The organism is Chitinimonas viridis (assembly GCF_030409555.1).
Classification (GTDB): domain Bacteria; phylum Pseudomonadota; class Gammaproteobacteria; order Burkholderiales; family Chitinimonadaceae; genus Chitinimonas; species Chitinimonas viridis.
Genome location: NZ_JAUFPU010000018.1, coordinates 179,913 through 197,926, shown reverse-complemented (window position 1 = coordinate 197,926; position 18,014 = coordinate 179,913). Strand labels below are relative to the sequence as shown.

Sequence of the window (18,014 nt, the reverse complement as noted above, 5' to 3'; positions counted from 1 at the left end):
CGAGCAACTCGGTCTCTGGTGCGACTGATGGTTCCTTGTTCGTGAAGAACAGCTTCCAGATCAAGTGCTCGGCCAATACTGTGGTCAACATCCTGGATGATGCTTCCCAGGTTGCAGTATGCTCCGTGTCCAAGAAGGGTAAGACCAAGTTTGGCGGCAGCAGTGAAGGTGGTGCGGTAGAAGCCAAGGGCACCGGTTGTACCGGCGGCGCCGGTAAGTGCACGGGCGACGCAGCTGTGGCAAACACCGGTTGCTAATCGGGAATCCGATTTCACAGGTGTGCTAATGACGGGGTGCTTGCACCCCGTTGTGCATTTTCTGGGTAGAGCGGGATACTTCTTCCTAGCCCAGGGATTGTGTGATTGGCGAATACTACTTAGTAGGACGTTCCGGCATGATGCTAACCAGTAGTCATATCCTTGCCACATGGCGTTCAGGTGTCAGAGGGCGCAGCTTCCACGCTGTATTTGCGTTGGGCATTATGTTGCTACTTTGTGCTTGGCTTGCGGCCTCGTTCTCTGCGCGGCAGCCGCAGGCCGTAGCCTTGGATGTGGGTTTGTCGGGGATAAGAATAGGTTTGACCCTGCTCAGTCTGATGTGGGTGCAGGAGTTGGTGAGCAAGGAAATAGATCGTCGGACGGTTTTCTTTGTCTTGGCCTACCCAGCCCCCCGTGCCAGCTACCTGCTGGGACGCTATCTGGGGGTGATGGCACTTGCTACTGCGGCAACTATTTTGCTGGGTGTGACGTTGGCTCTGATCGTCCGTTTGGCGGGCGGTGACTATCAGCAAATTCATTCGACTTTGATAGGCTGGCCTTATGTGGCCAGCTTGGCCATGATCTTGCTCGATATTGCCTTGGTGACGGCGTTCGCTTTCTGCCTGGCCAGCTTTGCTACCAGTGCCCTACTACCCCTGACCTTGGGATTTGGTTTTGCCATTGGTGCTCGCGCGCTGGGGCCGGTGATCGATTTTCTGGCTAGGGGGGCTGATGGTGATCCTGAGTTCGCGGCGCGTTACAGCCCCATCATCAATATGGTCAGATGGTTTCTGCCTGATCTTGACCGCCTGGATTTACGTACCTGGCCCCTTTATGGCGTCGCGCCAGAATGGGAGGCGGTGGCCTTGGCTGCCCTTGCCGCGCTGGTATACACGGGTATGCTGCTGGGTATCGCGGTGGCGGCATTCAACCGGAGGACCTTTGCCTGATGCGGTGGCTATATCGATCGATCTGGATAGTGGCAGCGCTGGGTCTGTTGATGCTGCATCTGCTGGTGACCGATGCCTTGCACCAGCAGCCGCGCCATCGTGTGCAGGACGAAATGCAGGTCTATCTGCCGCGCTCGGCGCAATTGGTATCTGCGGCTGGTGATCGCTACTTGGCGGCGAATTTTGCGGTTTTTCGTGCCTTTATGGTGGGTACCCACCAACTTCAGCCATCGACTTATGTGGTGCTCGCTAATTTGCAGCGTGATGCCTCCTATTTCAATCCTGGCCATGAGGACAATTACTACGTGGCTGCGGCAGTCTTGCCTTGGAATGATCAGGTGGAGGCAACGCAAACCATCCTGGCAAATACCCAGCTGGGTAGGCCAACGGATGCTTTGCCGGCTTTTTTGTATGGATTCAATCAGTTACATTTTTTACAAGACCCGGTCGGTGCCGCCAAGACCTTACAACTGGCGGCTGCTCGTATGCCGGATGCGGATACGCGTACTTCACTTGAGGCAATTGCATCGCGATGGGTAACGCAGGGTGATTTGGATGAGGCGAGCCGTCTATTGCGTATCATGGCAACCCAGACGCGTGATAAGGCGTTTCGGGCTTATCTGGAGAAGCGTATTGCCCGTGTTGATCTGCTAAAGCAACTACGAATGGCTGTTGCAAAATGGCAGTCTGAGCGGGGTGGGGTGCCTACTCTGGAGGCAATGGTTGCGCGGGGCTATCTCGCGGGTATGCCGGTTGATCCGCTGGGTGCGGAAATCGTGCTGGACCAACAGGGCAACCCCTTGGCGGTTGCAAAAAAAGCGAGGGGTGGGCAGTGAGCGAGAAGGCAATAGAACTCGATCGTGTCGTCAAGACGTTCAAGCAGGGCTTCAAGCCACGATTCCGGGCGCTCGATGAGGTTTCGTTCTCCGTGGTTGAGGGGGAGGCCTTTGGCTTTGTGGGGCAGAACGGAGCAGGGAAGAGCACGGCCATCAAGATACTGACTGGCGCACTGCGCCAGGATGGCGGCGCAGCACGGTTATTTGGTGTCGATGTGGCGGACTTTCGCAGCCGGCGCGGCTTAGGCTATGTGCCTGAAAATCCCTGGCTGTATGACTATCTGACACCGCTGGAAATACTGCGCATGGGTGTCGTCGCGCAGGGTATTGCACTTGATGGCGCCGAGTTGGACCGGCACTGCATGCAGTGGCTGGAGCGGTTCAGTATTGCTGCCGTTGCCCACAAGCGTACCCGAAGCTTCTCCAAGGGCATGGTGCAACGCACGGCATTGGCCCATGCCATGGCCTGCCGTCCTCGCTTATTGATACTGGATGAACCGCTGTCTGGATTGGACCCCTTGGGGCGCAGGGATGTGGTCGATATTCTAGTGGAGTATCGTCAAGGCGGTGGTACGGTGTTTTTCTCGTCTCATGTATTACATGATGTGGAGCGATTGGCTGATCGGTTTGGCCTTATCCACAAGGGGCGCTTGCATACAGTTCAACGGCCATCAGACCTTGGTGGTGGTGACGAAGTGCTGAGTGTTCGTACCGTGGGGATCGCGCCGGTTGTGGGTATGCAGGCCGATGTGGCTGACCGATGGTCTGCACAGGTGCCGGCCAGCCAGCTTTGGCCTTTGCTGGATGCAGCACGGGCGGCCGGGCATACGGTGATCGAGATCAAGCCTGCTTTGTCCCTGGAGCGGGCATTCCTTAAATTCGTCAGCGATCTTGATCGTAGCAACTAGGTCGCCTCAGCCGACTCTATACGGCCCTATGCCCGGCCGCTTTCATCCTGCTTGAAAAGGTTTCTCATGCTTCAAATCCCGCGCAAACCCAATAAGCATCTGGATAGGGATATTGGCCGCCTGCTCACAGTATTCAATGCGGGTGACTTTGTACAACTGGAAGTGGCCTCGCTGGCTTTTTTGGAGAAGTATCCGGAGCAGCCCTTTGGACTCAAGGCACTTTCGTCGGCGTACCTTGCTCTGGGCAAGTGCCATCTGGCCGAGCCTATCTTGCGTAGGGCCGTGGCATTGGCACCACGCGATGCCGAATTGCACAACAATCTCGGTATCAGTTTGAGCCGCCTCGGCCAGCACGAGTTGGCAGTCCAATCATTTCAGCATGCAATCCGCTTAGCTAAGGCAGATGCGGATACCTATATCAATCTGGCCGAAGCGCTCAGGCTGGGTGGGCATTTCCAAGCAGCAGAGCAGGCAGCGCATCAGGCTGTCTCGTTTGCACCTGGCTCGGCAGTTGCACACCGTACCCTGGGGACTTGCCTTGGGGTTCAGCGCAAGCTGGAGGCTGCGGTGGCTGCTTTGGCCCGGTCGCTTACGCTGGATACGACAGATGTGGGCGCACTGACGCAGTTGGCTCATGTACTGCATAGCCTGGGGCGCTATGCCGATGCGGTCGTTTGTTACGAAGATGCGTTGCCGCTGGTGCCGGATGATCATGATCTGGCTGATACCTTACGAGGGATGCTGATTTTCAACCATCTCATGGTCTGTGACTGGCGGACCCTGATGGATGACATCGCTGTTCTGAAGGCCCGTGTCGAGGCACGGTCAATTGGCTCATTACCACCGTTTCCAGCGCTATCCATGCCGGGGTTTACTGCCGAATTACAGTTTCAGGCTACCCGTCGCTTTGTTGACAAGCGTCTCGAAGGATTGTTGTCTTCGACGCTCAATGAGGAACCTGCGGCCGACTTGCCGCAGACCAGGCCAGATAGGCTGCGTATAGGCTACTATTCTGCTGATTTTCATGAGCATGCCACCAGCTTGTTGTTGGTGGGGGTGCTGGAGGCACATGACAAATCGCGCTTCGAATTATTTGCCTACTCTTATGGGCTGGATGACGGTAGCGCCATGCGGCACCGAGTGCGTGCTGCTTTCGACCATTTTCATGACGTACAGACGCTGTCCGATCTGGCTATCGCCGATGTGATGCGAAGGGATAAGCTTGATATCCTGATTGATCTGAAGGGGTGGACTGCGGACGAGCGTCTGGCAGTGCTGGCCTATCGTCCTGCACCGATCCAGGTTACATGGCTGGGTTTTCCTGGGACGATAGGGGATGCCCGCCTGGCTGATTATGTGATTGGCGATGCTGTTGTGACGCCAATGGAGCATGCGGCTTGCTACGCTGAATCGCTGGCCCTGATGCCGCATTGCTATCAGCCGAACGATCAGCGGCGTGATGTGGCGCCCGCCATGACGCGAGCGGAGGCGGGCCTACCGGAGCAGGCAGTTGTTTTCTGCTCATTCAATCAGAGCTACAAGATTGCACCGGATGTGTTTGCTGCCTGGTGCCGCATCCTGGTGGGTGTACCCAATAGTGTGCTGTGGCTGCTGAATTTCGAAGAAACCGCCAAGCACAACCTGTTGTCCATATTGGCCCAGCATGGCCTGGATGAGAGCAGATTGATATTTGCGCCCAAGCTGCCGCCGGCACAGCATCTGGCTCGCCTGGCACTGGCAGATATCGCGCTAGACACCATGCCCTATAACTCGCACACCACCGGCAGCGATGCCTTGCGTGCAGGGGTGCCCTTGATAACCGTCCTTGGCGAAACCTTTGCAAGCCGGGTTGCTGCCAGCTTGCTAAGGGCGGTAGAGCTGGAAGAACTGGTTACCCATTCCATCGATGACTACGTTTTGCTGGCCCAGGCACTGGCGAGCGATAGGCCACGTCTGGCCGCGCTAAGAGCGCATTTACTTGATGGTAGGAATGGTTTCCCCTTGTTTGATACACCGCGATTCACTCGCGATCTGGAATCACTATACGAGTGCATGCATGAGCGCTATCGAGCAGGACTTCCACCTGCCTTGATCACGTTGGACGGCGGTCGGTCGTGAACATAAAACAACGTGATGTATCAGTGGGTGATGTGGCCATGATTGAGCATGATGAGCATACGCTGCGCCAATCGCTGGCGCTGGCGCTGGCGCTGGCGCCAAGCGATGGCGCTTTGCATTGGCGCCTTGGTCAGTTGCTGCGGCACTTGGGCAGAAGCGACGACGCTGTGGCTGCTTTTCTCGAGGCGTCAAAGCACTTAGTCGATGACCTACAGATACAAGCCGATCTGGCGCTGAACTTAGGCGAGCTGGGGTGCTTGATGGAAGCGTTGCACTTGGCGGAGCGCATGGTCGAGGCTGCGCCGACGTTTGCAAAAGGCCATCTGGCGTTGGCTGTGGCGCTCAGTGGGCTGTCCCGGATGGAAGAGGCTGTGGTTGCGTTTGCGCGCTGTCTTGCCCTTGATCCGAGCAATGCGATGGCGCTGCGCGGCCTGGGGTTTTCGATGCTGAAGTTGGGGCGTCACGCTGAGGCAGTCGTATGCTACGACGAGGCCATGGCTGTGATGGACGAGGCTGATCGTTTTTTTCCGTTGACCCTGTCGTCATTGATTCATTGCAAAATGATGCAATGTGATTGGGCGGGCTTGGACGGCAAGCTGTCATCCTTGTGGGCACAACTGGAGGCCGGCCCCGCCAGCTTGGTTGCGCCGTTTAATTGCCAGGCTATCCCGGGTATTTCACCTAGCCTGTCGCATACCCTTGCAAAACGCTACGCAGCAGAGAATCTGACGGCGCAGGGCGCTGCACCGATGTGCAAGCCGGATGTTGCCAATGCAGCGCGGCGAGGAAAGCTGAGACTGGGCTATCTTTCATCGGATTTCCAGCTGCATGCCACCAGCGTGTTGATTGCTGGGGTCATGGAGGCGCACGACCGTGACGGTTTCGAGATTTATGCCTACAGCCACAGTATGGATGATGGCAGCTTGCTTAGGCAGCGCATGGTGGCGGCATTCGATGTTTTCCGTGAAATTGGTGAGCTGTCCGATCAGGAGGCTGCCGCGCTGATTGCGGCGGATCAGATTGATATCCTGATCGATCTCAAGGGATGGACCTGGGGGGCAAGGTTGGATATCCTGGCCCGCCGCCCAGCCCCGATACAGGTAACCTGGTTGGGCTACCCAGGCACCTTGGGCGACGCTCGTTTGGCTGATTACCTTATTGGCGACTCGCTGGTGACGCCGGTGGTTGATGCACCTTGGTATGCCGAACAGTTGGCGCTGATGCCTCACTGTTATCAACCCAACGACAATACGCGCGAGTTTGGGCCAGAAATCACCCGTGATGAAGTAGGGTTGCCTGACAGCGCTTTTGTTTTTTGTTCGTTCAATCAACACTACAAAATCACCCCGCCGGTATTTTCTGCCTGGTGTGAGTTGCTGAGGAATGTGCCCAACAGCGTGTTGTGGTTGCTTGAAACAAGCGACGAAAGCATGCAGAACCTGCGCAGGGAGGCTGTGGCGGCAGGTGTGAGTGCGGAGCGCTTGGTTTTTGCCAGCAAGATGGCGCCGCATCATCACCTTTCCAGGCTTAGGTTGGCGGATCTGGCGCTGGATACCATGCCATATAATTCGCACACTACCGGGGCAGATGCACTGTGGGCGGGGGTGCCTATGGTGACGGTGCTGGGCACCACCTTTGCTGGACGGGTAGGCGCGAGCTTGTTGCATGCGGTTGATTGCCCAGAGCTGGTCACGGCATCGCTGGACGAGTATGTGGCGCTGGCTGCTGCGCTTGCGCAGGATGCCGAGCGTTTGCAGGCACTGCGCCGCAAGCTGGCGGTACAGCGTAGTGTATGCGCTTTGTTTGATACTGCGCGGTTCACCCGCCACCTGGAAAGCCTATATCACGCCATGTATCAACGCTTGGTAGATGGCCTGCCACCAGCCATGATTTCGCTGAATCCGGAAGCGGTGTTGCCGCCGACCGTTTCCAGCCAGGGAGGAGATTTATCCATGCAGCACACAGTCGTTGGCGCTGAGGGTGCCGAGCCGGTTTGGCGGGCCAATAGCCTGGTTGGTCTGCTGAAGCCAGCAAGACCGATTGAGGTGGTTGATATAGGCGCCAATCCCATCGATGGTGAGCCGCCGTATCGACCTCTGCTGGCGGAGGCGCTTTGTCATGTCACGGGCTTTGAGCCACAGCAGGATGCCTTGGCCCGCCTGAATGCCATGAAGGGTCCGCTGGAACGTTATTTACCCTATGCGGTAGGTGATGGCCAGACGGCGACGCTGCGCATCTGCAAGGCCTCGGGCATGACTAGCCTGTTTGAGCCGGATCAGGCTACGCTGGCGCTGTTCAAGGTCTTGCAGCCACTGGCAGAAGTGCTTGAGCGGGTTGAGCTGCAGACCCATCGCCTGGATGACCTGGCCGAGGTTGAGCAGATTGATTACCTGAAGATAGATGTGCAGGGTGCCGAGCTGATGGTGTTTCAGTCGGGCCAGCAAAAGTTGTCGAACGCAGTAGCCATACAGGCTGAAGTATCGTTTGTGACCCTTTATGAAGGGCAGCCCGCGATGGGGATGGTCGATATGGAACTGCGCAAGCAGGGCTTTATTCCGCATTGCTTTGCAGCAGTAAAGCAATGGCCCATAGCGCCCTGTGTCTTGAATGACAATCCGACGGAGCCGCTGAATCAATTGCTGGAGGCGGATATCGTCTATGTCCGTGACATCACGCGCGATGCCGGCATGACGGATGAGCAGCTCAAGCATCTGGCCATTATTGCCCACCATTGCTACGGCAGCTACGACCTGGCATTGCGCTGCGTGTATCTGCTGGAAAAGCGGGGGGGCTTGCCCGTTGGCGCCGAACAGGCTTATTTGAGGCTGCTCGAGCAGTTGTAATGTTCGAGCGTTTGGCGGTATGAAAAAAATGGCTTCCCTGGGGAAGCCATTTTCTTGTCTGGGATCAGCTTGTCACTGGCATCTAGCTTGCCAGGACCGTCTTCATCTTCTGTAGTGCCTTGACTTCGATCTGCCGGATGCGCTCGGCCGAGACGCCGAATTCATCGGCCAGTTCGTGCAGGGTGGCGCCGCTGTCATCGGCCAGCCAGCGGGCTTCGACGATGCGGCGGCTGCGGGCGTCCAGGCCTTCCAGTGCGGATTGCAGGCCTTCGCCTTGCAGCCTATCGGTGGCGCGGCGCTCTAGTACGGCAACCGGTTCGTTGTCGTTGTCGGCCAGCCAGTCTATGGGGGCGTAGCTGTCCTCGTCACCGTCATCGGCTACCAGGGCAACATCCTGGCCGCTCATGCGGGTTTCCATCTCCAGCACTTCCTCGGGTTTGACCCCCAGGTCGTCGGCGATCTGCTTGGCTTCGGTATGGCTGAGCGAGGCCAGGCTGGATTTCATGCTGCGCAGATTGAAGAACAGCTTGCGCTGGGCCTTGGTGGTGGCGATGCGGACCAAGCGCCAGTTGCGCAGGATGTATTCATGGATCTCGGCGCGTATCCAGTGCACCGCGAAGGAGAACAGGCGCACGCCACGGCTGGGTTCGAAGCGCTTGACCGCCTTCATCAGGCCGATATTGCCTTCCTGGATCAGGTCGGCCTGGGGCAGGCCGTAGCCGGCGTAGCCTCGGGCGATGGAGACCACCACGCGCAGGTGCGACATCACCAGTTTACCGGCGGCATCAAGATCATTGTGCTCATGCAGCCGCGTGGCCAGGGAGACTTCTTCGTCCTGGCTGAGCAGCGGAATGGCGTTGATTTGCTGGATGTAGCGATCCAGGCTGTCGCCTGAGGCAATGGCCGGTAGGGTCATGGTGGTCATCTTGGTCTTGCTCCTTGTTGCGGCCTGTTGGTTGACCGCAAAACGATATTAGCACTCTCAACCAGAGAGTGCCAATAGCCTAGAAGGTTCAGCCGGGGCAAGCATTTTTTTGCACGGTGAGTGCACGGCCGCGTGACCTGATCAACGCAGGCTGGGCCTGACCTGCGGGTCTTGCCGCAGCCTTTGGGTATGTTGCTGCAGCAGATCGCACAAGCTGCCCAAGGCCTGGTGTATGAGCCGTTGCTGCGCAGCCGGATAGCTGGCATCCAGCGCCTGTATGGCACTGGAGAGCGGCTGGTAGAGGTGGTTGATGGCGCCTATGCGGTCGGCAACCGGCATGAGCACCACGCTGCGGCGATCTTGCGGATGGGGTTGGCGTTGTACAAAACCGGCGTGCTCCAGCCTATCTATCAGGCCGGTAATGGCGCCCGAGGTCAGTTGGGTCTGGTCGGCCAATTGGCGCTGGGTCATGCCTGGCTGCTGCACGATCAGCCCCAGCGCCTTGTGATCGGTCACGCTCAGGCCTATGGCGTCGGCCAGTGCGGCATCCAGCATGGCGGCGTAGTTGGCGAAGGCGCTTGCCAGCTCATCAAGCCGTCCATAGGCGGGGTCAGGGGGCGGTATCTTCATGTTTATTCACACCACGGGTTTGAAGCTGTGCATAGACCCTGGGCGCCGCCTGCGGCCTTGCTTCTGCTTCATGCGGCGTTGCGGTTGTCGGGAATGTCCAGAAACCTCGCTGTCGTCGCAATACGGCGCCAATGAGAAAACTTCTCCTGGCATATCAACCCTATGCTGCTTGGAAATTTCTCACTCGCACCTGGGCTTGCCTGGAAATCGAGGTTGCGGGAGGTCGCTTGTCGCCTCGCTCCATCTCTGGGGGAGACAGGCTGCGTCGAAACATGGCACTTGGGCTGGGTCTCGATGAGCAATCGAGGTTATTGGGCACCTCCGTCGGGCTGCACCTTATACAGGGTGTCTCTTTCTGGATGGCATTCAAAGCGTTGTTGCTAGCAGAAGTGATAGCCCCTGCCAGGCATGACGACAAGTTTCCAGCTTGAATATATTATTAATTCATTGATTTTAAATGGCTTTTATTTTCGACTGGGGAGGGAGGGGGCTGTCCTTTCCTGCGTTGACAATGATTGGAATGCTGATTTAGATTTGGAACTAACTTAGTTGCTAAGTAAATAATAAGTATAGCGGATTTGGTGCTATAGCCTGGCTGTGCAGCCAGGTGTGCATAGGACGCGATGGTATGGCGGACAGGCTCTTAGCGACCCATGCCACGTACTGCGGTATTTCAGCCATGGTATCCCCTGGCGCTACGACTGCTGGCTTTACACAAGGACGGTGGGCGGTGGTTTATTCCCTGCGCTGATGGCGTCTCGGCGCAAATGCAAGTCCGATAACAACGGAGCAACGCAATGAAGAAGAACAAACAGCGTTTCGTAGCATTGAGCAAGGTGACTCTGGCGGTAGGCTTGGCACTATCTGGTGCTGCTGTCCTGGCCGCTGATGCAGGTAATGGGACTGACCGTATCATCCTGAAGTATCGTGACAGCGGCCTTGCCGCACCGCAGCTGAGCGGGCCGAGTGCGGCCAGTGCACGTGCCACGGTGCAGGCACAGCGGCAAAGCCGGGTGCAGCGTGCCGTAGCGGGTTTTGGCAGCTCGGCTACCTTGCTGCGTGAGGGCAGCAAGGGTGCGCAGATCTACAAGCTTGATCGCCGCTACAGCCTGGCCGAAGTGGAGGTCATGGCTGCGAATATCGCTAAGGGCGATGCGGGCGTGGAGTATGCCGAGCCCGACAGGATGAAGCGCCATATGGATGTACTGCCGAACGACCAGTACTGGTCGCAGCAGTGGGATCTGCACAATAGCGTGGCGGGGGTGAATGCGCTGCTGGCCTGGGGCCAGTCTACCGGCATGGGTGTGACCGTGGCCGTGGTGGACACCGGTTATACCCGCCATGCGGATCTGACCCGCAACCTGGTCAGTGGTGGTGGCTATGACATGATCAGCGACCCGGCAGTCAGCCGTAAGCCTGCTGGCCGTAGCCGCGACGCCATCGACGCGGGCGACTGGACGGTGGTGGACAATGAATGTGGCCAGGGTGAGCGGGCGTCGGGATCGAGCTGGCATGGTACCCATGTGGCCGGCACTGTTGCCGCAACTGCCCACAATGCCATGGGGATTGTGGGCCTGGCCTATGACGCAAGGATACTGCCGGTGCGGGTGCTGGGCCGTTGTGGCGGCTATACCTCGGATATCGCGGACGGCATGGCGTGGGCATCGGGTGCCAGCATACCCAATGTGCCGCAGAACACCACGCCGGCCAGGGTGATCAATCTGTCGCTGGGTGGGACTGGGGCGTGCAGCCAGTATGAACAGGATGCTATCAACACGGCCCGTGCCAATGGCGCGGTGGTGGTCGTGGCGGCAGGCAATGATGGCATGGATGTCAGCACTGCCAGCCCGGCCAACTGCCAGGGCGTGGTGGCGGTGGCGGCATTGCGGGTGGATGGTGGCCTGGCGTCCTATTCCAATTATGGTAATGGTGTCGATATCGCAGCGCCGGGTGGCGGTGGGCGGGATGACCCGAGCGAGTACCGGGCGGGCATACGCTCGACCCTGAATACCGGGACAACGGTGCGGGGTGCGGATACCTATGGCGACTACTCGGGTACTTCCATGGCCAGTCCGCATGTGGCTGCCGTGGCCGCCATGATGATTGCGGCCAAGCCTTCGTTGACGCCCGATCAGGTGGAAAGCCTGCTGAAGTCGTCGGCAAGGGCCTTTGTCAAACCCTGCTTGCGGCTGGATGGCCGTAGCGTGAGCTGTGGTACGGGCATGCTGGATGCCGCTGCCGCCATGGAGGCCGTGTTGGGTAGGCCACTGCCCAGTGGAGTCGAGCGTGAGCCCAACAATACGCTGGGTACGGCCAACCGTGTCGGGGCGCCTGTCACCTTTGAGGGCACCATAGGCAGTACCAGCGACCAGGACTGGTTTGTCGTCGATCTGCCGGCTGGCAAGACGCTGGCGGCGACACTGGTGCCGGCTGCCAGTACCGCTGACTTCGATCTTTATGTCTACAACAGCAGCGGTACCTTGCTGGGCAAGAGCGAGAAGGGGGCTGGCCAGTCGGATCTGGTCAGTAGCAGCAACAGCAGTGGGGTGACCGCTGCGCGTTATGTGAAGGTGCTGCGCTATAGTAGCTCGCCAGTTGGCAAGTACAGTCTCAAGTTGATCTGGTAAGACGGCTAGCAAGATTACTAGTAGCTGCGGCCGCTGTTGCGGCGCAGCATACTGGTAATAAGTGCTTTAGCAGGAGGGCGGATGCCGAAAGGCACCCGCCTTTTTTTTATGCCTGCGCGTCAGGCTGTGCCTGCAGCCGGGCTTGGCCCCACTAAGCAGGCGGATAGGCGCTGTACTCACCCTGGCTTGCCGACAAGGTTATCAGCATATTCTGATGGGTAATATTTTGTATATCAAGCTGTCGCCGCTGTGCTTACGCTTGCGGCGGCTGAGGGTGACGCGGGCCGGTGGTATTGTTTATGCTCTAGGCATAATTGGCTGGTGCGACGTGTGACAGGCTTAAACATTGAAGTCAGGACATTTACAAGAACAAGCAGTGTCAACAACTGCGGCATGAAACGGGGCACGTATTACCCGGCCTGTTCAACTCGCCTGCTTGCAGGCTGGTGGATGGGTGGTTGAGTTCCGTTGGAATCACTCAGGAGGGATGGATGAAGAATTGGCAAGCGGACCTGTTGGCTGCCCAGGAGTCGGTGAATTGTGAAAAAACCTTGCTTAAACAGATTGAACTGGCTGCGATTGCCCTGGGCTTTGAGTATTACGCCTATGGCCTGAGAGTGCCTTTACCGCTGTCTAACCCCAAGATGGTCATACTGAACAACTATCCGCTGGCATGGCAGCAGCGCTATATGGAGCAGGGCTATCTGCGCAAGGATGCGACAGTGCAGCATGGGCGCAGTTCGCAGACGCCCATCGTCTGGTCCAACCAGGTATTCGCTTCGGCCACCGATCTGTGGGATGAGGCGCAGTCATTCGGCCTGCGACATGGCTGGGCGCAATCGAGCTGTGCCGCCAACGGCGTGGGTGGCATGCTGACCTTGGCTCGCTCCAGGGGGGTGATCACCGCCAAGGAGCTACACAGCAAGGAGCTGAAGATGCGCTGGCTGGTGCAGACCTCGCACAATGCATTGGCCCGTATCCTGTCGCCCAAGTTGGGCATAGGCGGGGGCAAGCTAAACCTGACCCAGCGGGAGATGGAAGTGCTGAAGTGGACGGCTGACGGGAAAACGGCCGGTGAGATATCCGAGATACTGGCTTTGTCTGAGAACACGGTTAATTTTCACATCAAGAATGCAGTGGCCAAGATGGGGGCGTCGAACAAGACGGCGGCCGTGGTACGTGCGGCCATGTTGGGTTTTCTGAATTGATGGTCTGTTCACGACTTTTTCAACCCGGTGAAAAGATCGTGAACAGGTTCTGAAGGCAGGCCTTGGATGGCAAGTACCTGGAGCGGCGCATTGCGCCGCTTTTTGCATTCTGGAGACCGTCCACGCGCTGTCTGCATGGCGGCCGTAGGGCCGATGCGGGGCTGGTCTCCCATATCAGGCGCGCCGCCCCGGCGCCCTAGCGTTTGCTTGGCCTGTGACTACCCATGCGCCGGGCATGGTGGCGGGCTTTTACCGGCCGGTGATGTTGCGAAAAGATGACGGTCAGGCGCCTAGCCGCTGAAACGCCTTACTTCAAGGTGTTTGGCCGTGTTCGATGGGGAACTTAGGCGGGCGCGAAACGATGAGGTGTCGCGGCTGTGCGCCCTGGCAGCATGCCGGGCAGAAGGCGACCCCACCAAATCTGGTAGTTACGTGAAGTCACCAAGCTCTATTCAATACGCTCCGATGCTCTCGCCGAGAAGAGCCGAATAAGGAGGTAGTGGTGCAAATCGTCACTGGAAGGTCTGACCATCTGCCGTCCGGCGTGTTCATGGGACTGGCCCGATATCGTCACCGGGTGTTCGTGGAAAAGCTGGGCTGGCAGCTCAAATGCCAGGATGGTCTCGAGTTTGATCAGTTCGACCGGCCCGATACGCTTTATGTGGTGGCCCAGGATCAGGACGATCAGGTAGTCGGCGGTGCCCGGCTGCTTCCTACGACCCGCCCCTATCTGCTGGGCGAAATCTTTCCTCAACTGCTCAACGGCCAGCCCGTACCGAATTCGCCCGATATCTGGGAGCTGTCGCGCTTTGCTGCGGTGGACTTCAGCGAGGCGGCCAGTTCGGCGGCCAATCCGGCCAAGCTGCCGCTGGGGCAGTTTTCCTCCCCCGTGGCGGTGGAGCTACTGCAAGCCACGCTGGAACGTGCTGCCGAAAGCGGTGCACGGCGCGTGATCACTGTCTCGCCATTAGGCGTGGAGCGCTTGCTGCGCAAGGCCGGTTTCAGTGCCGACCGGGCGGGTTCACCTGTGCTGGTGGATGGAAACCCCATCATCGCTTGCTGGATCGATGTTCCTGGTTACTCCCCTTCCTGAGTCGGTTACAACTTCCGAAAGCGCACGATGACATCAAGCGATATTCATATCCAGGTACTGGGCGGCGAAGGTGGCCTGCTCGCGGCAGATGAATTGATGAGTGGACAAGGTGGCCACGCGCACTATCGCAATGGCCCTGCGGACTGCCATACCTTTCTTGACCTGCTGAAGTACCGGGTTGAGAGCGCACCGCGCGAAATGGTTTATACGGTGCTGGGCGAGGATGCGGAGCAGGAGGAGACGCTCAGCTACTTCGAGCTGGAATCGCTGGTTACCCGCATTGCCCACGCCATCAAAGGTGTACAGCGCTTGGAAGAAGCGGGGCAATCCAAGGTGGTTCTGGTACTGCCGCAAGGCAAGTACTTCGTGGCCGGGTTCTATGCCTGCCTAGCTGCTGGCGCCATTGCGGTGCCGACCTTTCCGCCACGCAACCCGCTGCAGCGCGACAGGCTCAAGCTGATACTGCAGGATTTGCAGGACCCCATCGTACTCACCGATCTGGCCGGTCTGGACGGCTTGCTGGACGACATCGAGCAGGATGCTGCACTCAAGGGCTTGCGCTGGCTGAGCATGGAAGACTGCCTGGGTGAGCGGGCAGGGCATTTCAGTGAATTCCAGGCGAATCCTGACGACATTGCCATGTTGCAGTACACCTCGGGGTCTACTGGCAAGCCCAAGGGTGTCATTGTCAGCAATCGCAATCTGGTGGAGAACTCCCGCCTGATAGAACAGTGTTTCGGTCATCGTGAAGGTGTCAGCCGCTCGGTGATCTGGTTGCCGCCGTATCACGACATGGGCTTGGTGGGCGGCATCTTGCAGCCGGTCTGCGCTGGCTTTGCCACCATGCTGATGCCGACCAATCTGGTGTTGCGCAGCCCTTATCGCTGGCTGGAGGCGGTGTCTCGGTTCCGTGGCACCAGCAGCGGCGGCCCGAACTTCGCTTTCGAGCTGTGCGTCAACAATATCCGCGACCGCCAGCTGGAGCAGCTTGATCTCAGCAGCTGGAACATTGCTTTCTGCGGCGCCGAGCCCATCAACTACCACACCATGCAGCGCTTCGCCGAGCGTTTCGGCCGGGTCGGCTTCGATCCCGCTGCGCTGTATCCCTGTTATGGCATGGCCGAGGCCACCCTGATGGTGTCCGGCAAGCCGCTGGATACCCACTTCAAGGCCCTTAGCGTCAGCGCGCGGGAGCTGGGCAAGAACCAGCTGAGTCCCTTGCCTGAGACCGATCCGGAGAGTCGCTATCTGGTCAGCAGTGGCCGGCCACATGATTCGCTGGATGTGCGGGTGGTGGACCCGCAACTGGGTATCGCGCTCAAGGATGGCGAGATAGGCGAGATCTGGATCAGTGGCCCCAGTGTGGCGCAGGGCTACTGGAACGACCCTGCCAAGACGCGCCAGCAGTTCGGCCTGCACATCGGTGGCCAGGCGGGGCATTACATGCGCAGTGGTGACCTTGGCTTTCTGGCGGACGGCGAGCTGTTCGTCACCGGCCGCTTGAAGGAGGTCATCATCATCCGCGGGGTTAATTTCTACCCGCAGGATCTGGAATACGAAGCAGCCGTGGCCTGTGCCGAGTTGAAGAGCGGCCGGGCGGTGGCCTTCTCGGTGGAAGCGCAGGAACGCGAACAGCTGGTGCTGGCCATCGAGGCCAGGCAGGCCGACCTGGATTTTGCCAGCCTGGTGGTGGCCATCAATCAGCGGTTGATACAGAAGTTCGGCATCAAGGCGGACAAGGTTGTGTTTGTGCCGCGCAAGACGGTCAAGATTACTTCGTCGGGCAAGCTGCAGCGCGTTGCGCTCAAGGGTGAATACCTGGATGGCAGCCTGAGCAGCTACTTCAGCTGGTGCGAGGCCGGAGGTGACGTAAGCGGCGCCAGCCACGAACAGGCGACCGGTGCGGCGCTGGCGGTGCTGGACCTAGCATCGGCAGACAGCATCTGCCTGTGGCTGCGGGCCATGATTGCCAAGCTCAACCGCTGCAGCCTGGAACATGTTCGCGCCGAGGACCCGTTTGCGGCGCTGGGGCTGGACTCGGTTTCGGCCCTGCACATCCTCTCGGTGCTGGAGGCCGAGCACGGCGTGCTGGTGTCGCCAGAGTCGCTCTACCAATTCAATACCCCGCAGTCGCTGGCCTCGGAAATCGCCAGGCTGAGCTATCTGCGCTCGGCTGCAGCCTCTGCCGTGCATGAGCTCTGCGAGCTCGCTGCCACTCCGGAAACCCTCGTTCCAAGCCAGGACAACTATGCAATCCCTACATGATTTCACCGGAAAGATACTGGGCTTCATCTCCCGCAGCTTTCTGGATGGCGACAAGAACCTGACGGTGGAGACGCCGCTGATGGAGCTGAACATCCTCGATTCGGTATCGGTATTCGACATCGTCGATTTCATCTCCAGCGAATTCAAGATACGGATTCCCCTGGAGGAGATAGACCCGGTGAACTTCCAGAGTGTGGTCAGGCTGGAAGAAATGATTCTTAGATTGGCTAGCGGAGAGAGCGGAAAATGATACCCAACCAGTGGTATGCCGTATTACGTGGTCAGGATGTGAAGAACAAGCCGGTCGGGATTACCCGGCTGAACAAGAAGCTGGTGCTTTACCGCGATAGCAACGGTGAGGTGGCCTGCCTGGAGGACCGCTGCGCCCATAAGGGTGTGCTGTTGAGCAAGGGCAAGCAGCATGGTGATGCCATCGCCTGCCCCTATCACGGCTTCCAGTACAACCAGCAAGGAAAGTGCGTGCACATGCCGGTACTGGGCAAGTGCGGCGTCATTCCCCGCACCATGCAGGTACCCGCTTACAAGGTGCACGAGCAGCACGGCTTGATCTGGCTGTGGAATGGCGAGCAGCAGGACAGCTATCCCGAAGTGCCCATGTTCGCCAATTTTGCCGAATACAAGGGCTTTACCTCGCTGTATGGCTGGACCGCGCCCATCCATTACACGCGCTACGTCGAGAGCGTGTGCGAGGTTTACCACGTGCCCTTTGTGCACAAGGGCTCCTTCCTGAATATTTGGGATCCCAAGGGTGGGCGGGTGGATGACTTCCGCTGCGCCATCGATGGGCATCTGATTACCAGCGACTTCATTCTGCGGCCCGATGACGAGCGCCCGGCCCAAGACACGCTGACGGCCAAGTTTCCATGGCAGCGGGGCTGGCGCATAGGCGTGGATGTGCTGATGCCCAACCTGGTGCAGATACGCAATGACGTATTTGACGTCTACCTGGTGGCCACGCCCATAGACGATGAGAACACCTGGGTCTGCTTCTGCTATCAGGAGCCCAAGAAAGACCTGTTGTTCCCCTTCTTCAAGCCCTTGCCCATACCGCTCTGGCGTCAGTTGCGGCCATGGATGATGTGCCGGATGGAACGCTTCATCCAGCAGGCCAAGGACCTGGAGGCCATAGAAGGGCAATGGCCGCGTGCCTCCAGCCTCAGCGCCAACAACCTGATACCGGTGGACAAGGTCAACGCCTACTACCTGCGTCTGCGGGACAAGCTGATCCGCGAAGCGGAGGCTGGCAAGTCGACCCAGAGCAAGGCGCCGGCTGTGCCCATCCACCTGGTGACCGAGCCGGCAGGTTCGGCCCTGGAAACCAACTCTCTTTGAA

Annotated in this window: 14 protein-coding genes; 12 read left to right on the top strand and 2 right to left on the bottom strand. The window is 58.5% G+C overall.

Annotated elements, in window-relative coordinates:
- From QWZ03_RS14100 to QWZ03_RS14075, 6 genes are all read left to right on the top strand, one after another.
- The coding region (locus QWZ03_RS14100; protein WP_290333308.1) for a hypothetical protein at window positions 1-257 on the top strand (257 nt) is incomplete at its 5' end.
- Between the two features lie 101 nt (window positions 258-358).
- Window positions 359-1,207: an ABC transporter permease gene (locus QWZ03_RS14095; protein WP_290333307.1), complete on the top strand. Its 849-nt coding sequence runs from the start codon at window positions 359-361 to the stop codon at window positions 1,205-1,207.
- Window positions 1,208-1,257: 50 nt separating this feature from the next.
- Entirely contained in the window at window positions 1,258-2,043 is a 786-nt protein-coding gene (locus tag QWZ03_RS14090) for a hypothetical protein (protein WP_290333306.1), read from the top strand.
- Window positions 2,040-2,951 (top strand): ABC transporter ATP-binding protein, encoded by a 912-nt coding sequence (locus tag QWZ03_RS14085; protein WP_290333305.1) that lies wholly within the window; start codon window positions 2,040-2,042, stop codon window positions 2,949-2,951. Before QWZ03_RS14090 ends, QWZ03_RS14085 begins: the two co-directional genes overlap by 4 nt.
- Before the next feature lie 66 nt (window positions 2,952-3,017).
- Window positions 3,018-5,069, top strand: a complete 2,052-nt coding sequence (locus QWZ03_RS14080) for an O-linked N-acetylglucosamine transferase, SPINDLY family protein (protein WP_290333304.1) — start codon at window positions 3,018-3,020, stop codon at window positions 5,067-5,069.
- Window positions 5,066-7,912, top strand: a complete 2,847-nt coding sequence (locus QWZ03_RS14075) for an FkbM family methyltransferase (RefSeq protein WP_290333303.1) — start codon at window positions 5,066-5,068, stop codon at window positions 7,910-7,912. The genes QWZ03_RS14080 and QWZ03_RS14075 overlap by 4 nt, the downstream gene beginning before the upstream one ends.
- 82 nt (window positions 7,913-7,994) lie before the next feature.
- On the opposite strand, the gene rpoH is transcribed toward QWZ03_RS14075, so the two are convergent.
- Window positions 7,995-8,837 carry an RNA polymerase sigma factor RpoH gene (rpoH, locus tag QWZ03_RS14070; protein WP_290333302.1) on the bottom strand — a complete coding sequence of 281 codons (843 nt, stop codon included), beginning with the start codon at window positions 8,835-8,837 and terminating at the stop codon, window positions 7,995-7,997.
- A 141-nt stretch (window positions 8,838-8,978) separates the two neighbouring features.
- Entirely contained in the window at window positions 8,979-9,467 is a 489-nt protein-coding gene (locus QWZ03_RS14065) for a MarR family transcriptional regulator (RefSeq protein ID WP_290333301.1), read from the bottom strand.
- Window positions 9,468-10,264: 797 nt separating this feature from the next.
- On the opposite strand from QWZ03_RS14065, the gene QWZ03_RS14060 reads away from it, so the two are divergent.
- The 6 genes from QWZ03_RS14060 (at window position 10,265) to QWZ03_RS14035 (ending at window position 18,013) form a co-directional block, all read left to right on the top strand.
- Complete coding sequence (locus QWZ03_RS14060; RefSeq protein WP_290333300.1) at window positions 10,265-12,094, top strand: S8 family peptidase; 1,830 nt, start codon at window positions 10,265-10,267, stop codon at window positions 12,092-12,094.
- Between the two features lie 491 nt (window positions 12,095-12,585).
- Window positions 12,586-13,302 carry an autoinducer binding domain-containing protein gene (locus tag QWZ03_RS14055; protein ID WP_290333299.1) on the top strand — a complete coding sequence of 239 codons (717 nt, stop codon included), beginning with the start codon at window positions 12,586-12,588 and terminating at the stop codon, window positions 13,300-13,302.
- Between the two features lie 502 nt (window positions 13,303-13,804).
- The gene (locus QWZ03_RS14050; protein WP_290333298.1) at window positions 13,805-14,395 is read left to right on the top strand and encodes an acyl-homoserine-lactone synthase; all 591 of its coding nucleotides are present in this window, start codon (window positions 13,805-13,807) and stop codon (window positions 14,393-14,395) included.
- Between the two features lie 27 nt (window positions 14,396-14,422).
- Window positions 14,423-16,660 carry an AMP-binding protein gene (locus QWZ03_RS14045; RefSeq protein WP_290333296.1) on the top strand — a complete coding sequence of 746 codons (2,238 nt, stop codon included), beginning with the start codon at window positions 14,423-14,425 and terminating at the stop codon, window positions 16,658-16,660.
- Entirely contained in the window at window positions 16,644-16,910 is a 267-nt protein-coding gene (locus QWZ03_RS14040; RefSeq protein ID WP_290333295.1) for an acyl carrier protein, read from the top strand. Before QWZ03_RS14045 ends, QWZ03_RS14040 begins: the two co-directional genes overlap by 17 nt.
- Entirely contained in the window at window positions 16,907-18,013 is a 1,107-nt protein-coding gene (locus QWZ03_RS14035; RefSeq protein ID WP_284194917.1) for a Rieske 2Fe-2S domain-containing protein, read from the top strand. Before QWZ03_RS14040 ends, QWZ03_RS14035 begins: the two co-directional genes overlap by 4 nt.
- The last annotated feature ends 1 nt before the right edge of the window (window position 18,014 follow it).

Bases quoted from the DNA above. Each gene is read 5' to 3' on its own strand.
- QWZ03_RS14090 (WP_290333306.1), top strand. From the start codon at position 1,258: ATGCTGCATCTGCTGGTGACCGATGCCTTGCACCAGCAGCCGCGCCAT.
- QWZ03_RS14045 (WP_290333296.1), top strand. From the start codon at position 14,423: ATGACATCAAGCGATATTCATATCCAGGTACTGGGCGGCGAAGGTGGC.
- QWZ03_RS14040 (WP_290333295.1), top strand. From the start codon at position 16,644: ATGCAATCCCTACATGATTTCACCGGAAAGATACTGGGCTTCATCTCC.
- rpoH (WP_290333302.1), bottom strand. From the start codon at position 8,837: ATGACCACCATGACCCTACCGGCCATTGCCTCAGGCGACAGCCTGGAT.
- QWZ03_RS14065 (WP_290333301.1), bottom strand. From the start codon at position 9,467: ATGAAGATACCGCCCCCTGACCCCGCCTATGGACGGCTTGATGAGCTG.
- QWZ03_RS14055 (WP_290333299.1), top strand. From the start codon at position 12,586: ATGAAGAATTGGCAAGCGGACCTGTTGGCTGCCCAGGAGTCGGTGAAT.
- QWZ03_RS14080 (WP_290333304.1), top strand. From the start codon at position 3,018: ATGCTTCAAATCCCGCGCAAACCCAATAAGCATCTGGATAGGGATATT.
- QWZ03_RS14060 (WP_290333300.1), top strand. From the start codon at position 10,265: ATGAAGAAGAACAAACAGCGTTTCGTAGCATTGAGCAAGGTGACTCTG.
- QWZ03_RS14035 (WP_284194917.1), top strand. From the start codon at position 16,907: ATGATACCCAACCAGTGGTATGCCGTATTACGTGGTCAGGATGTGAAG.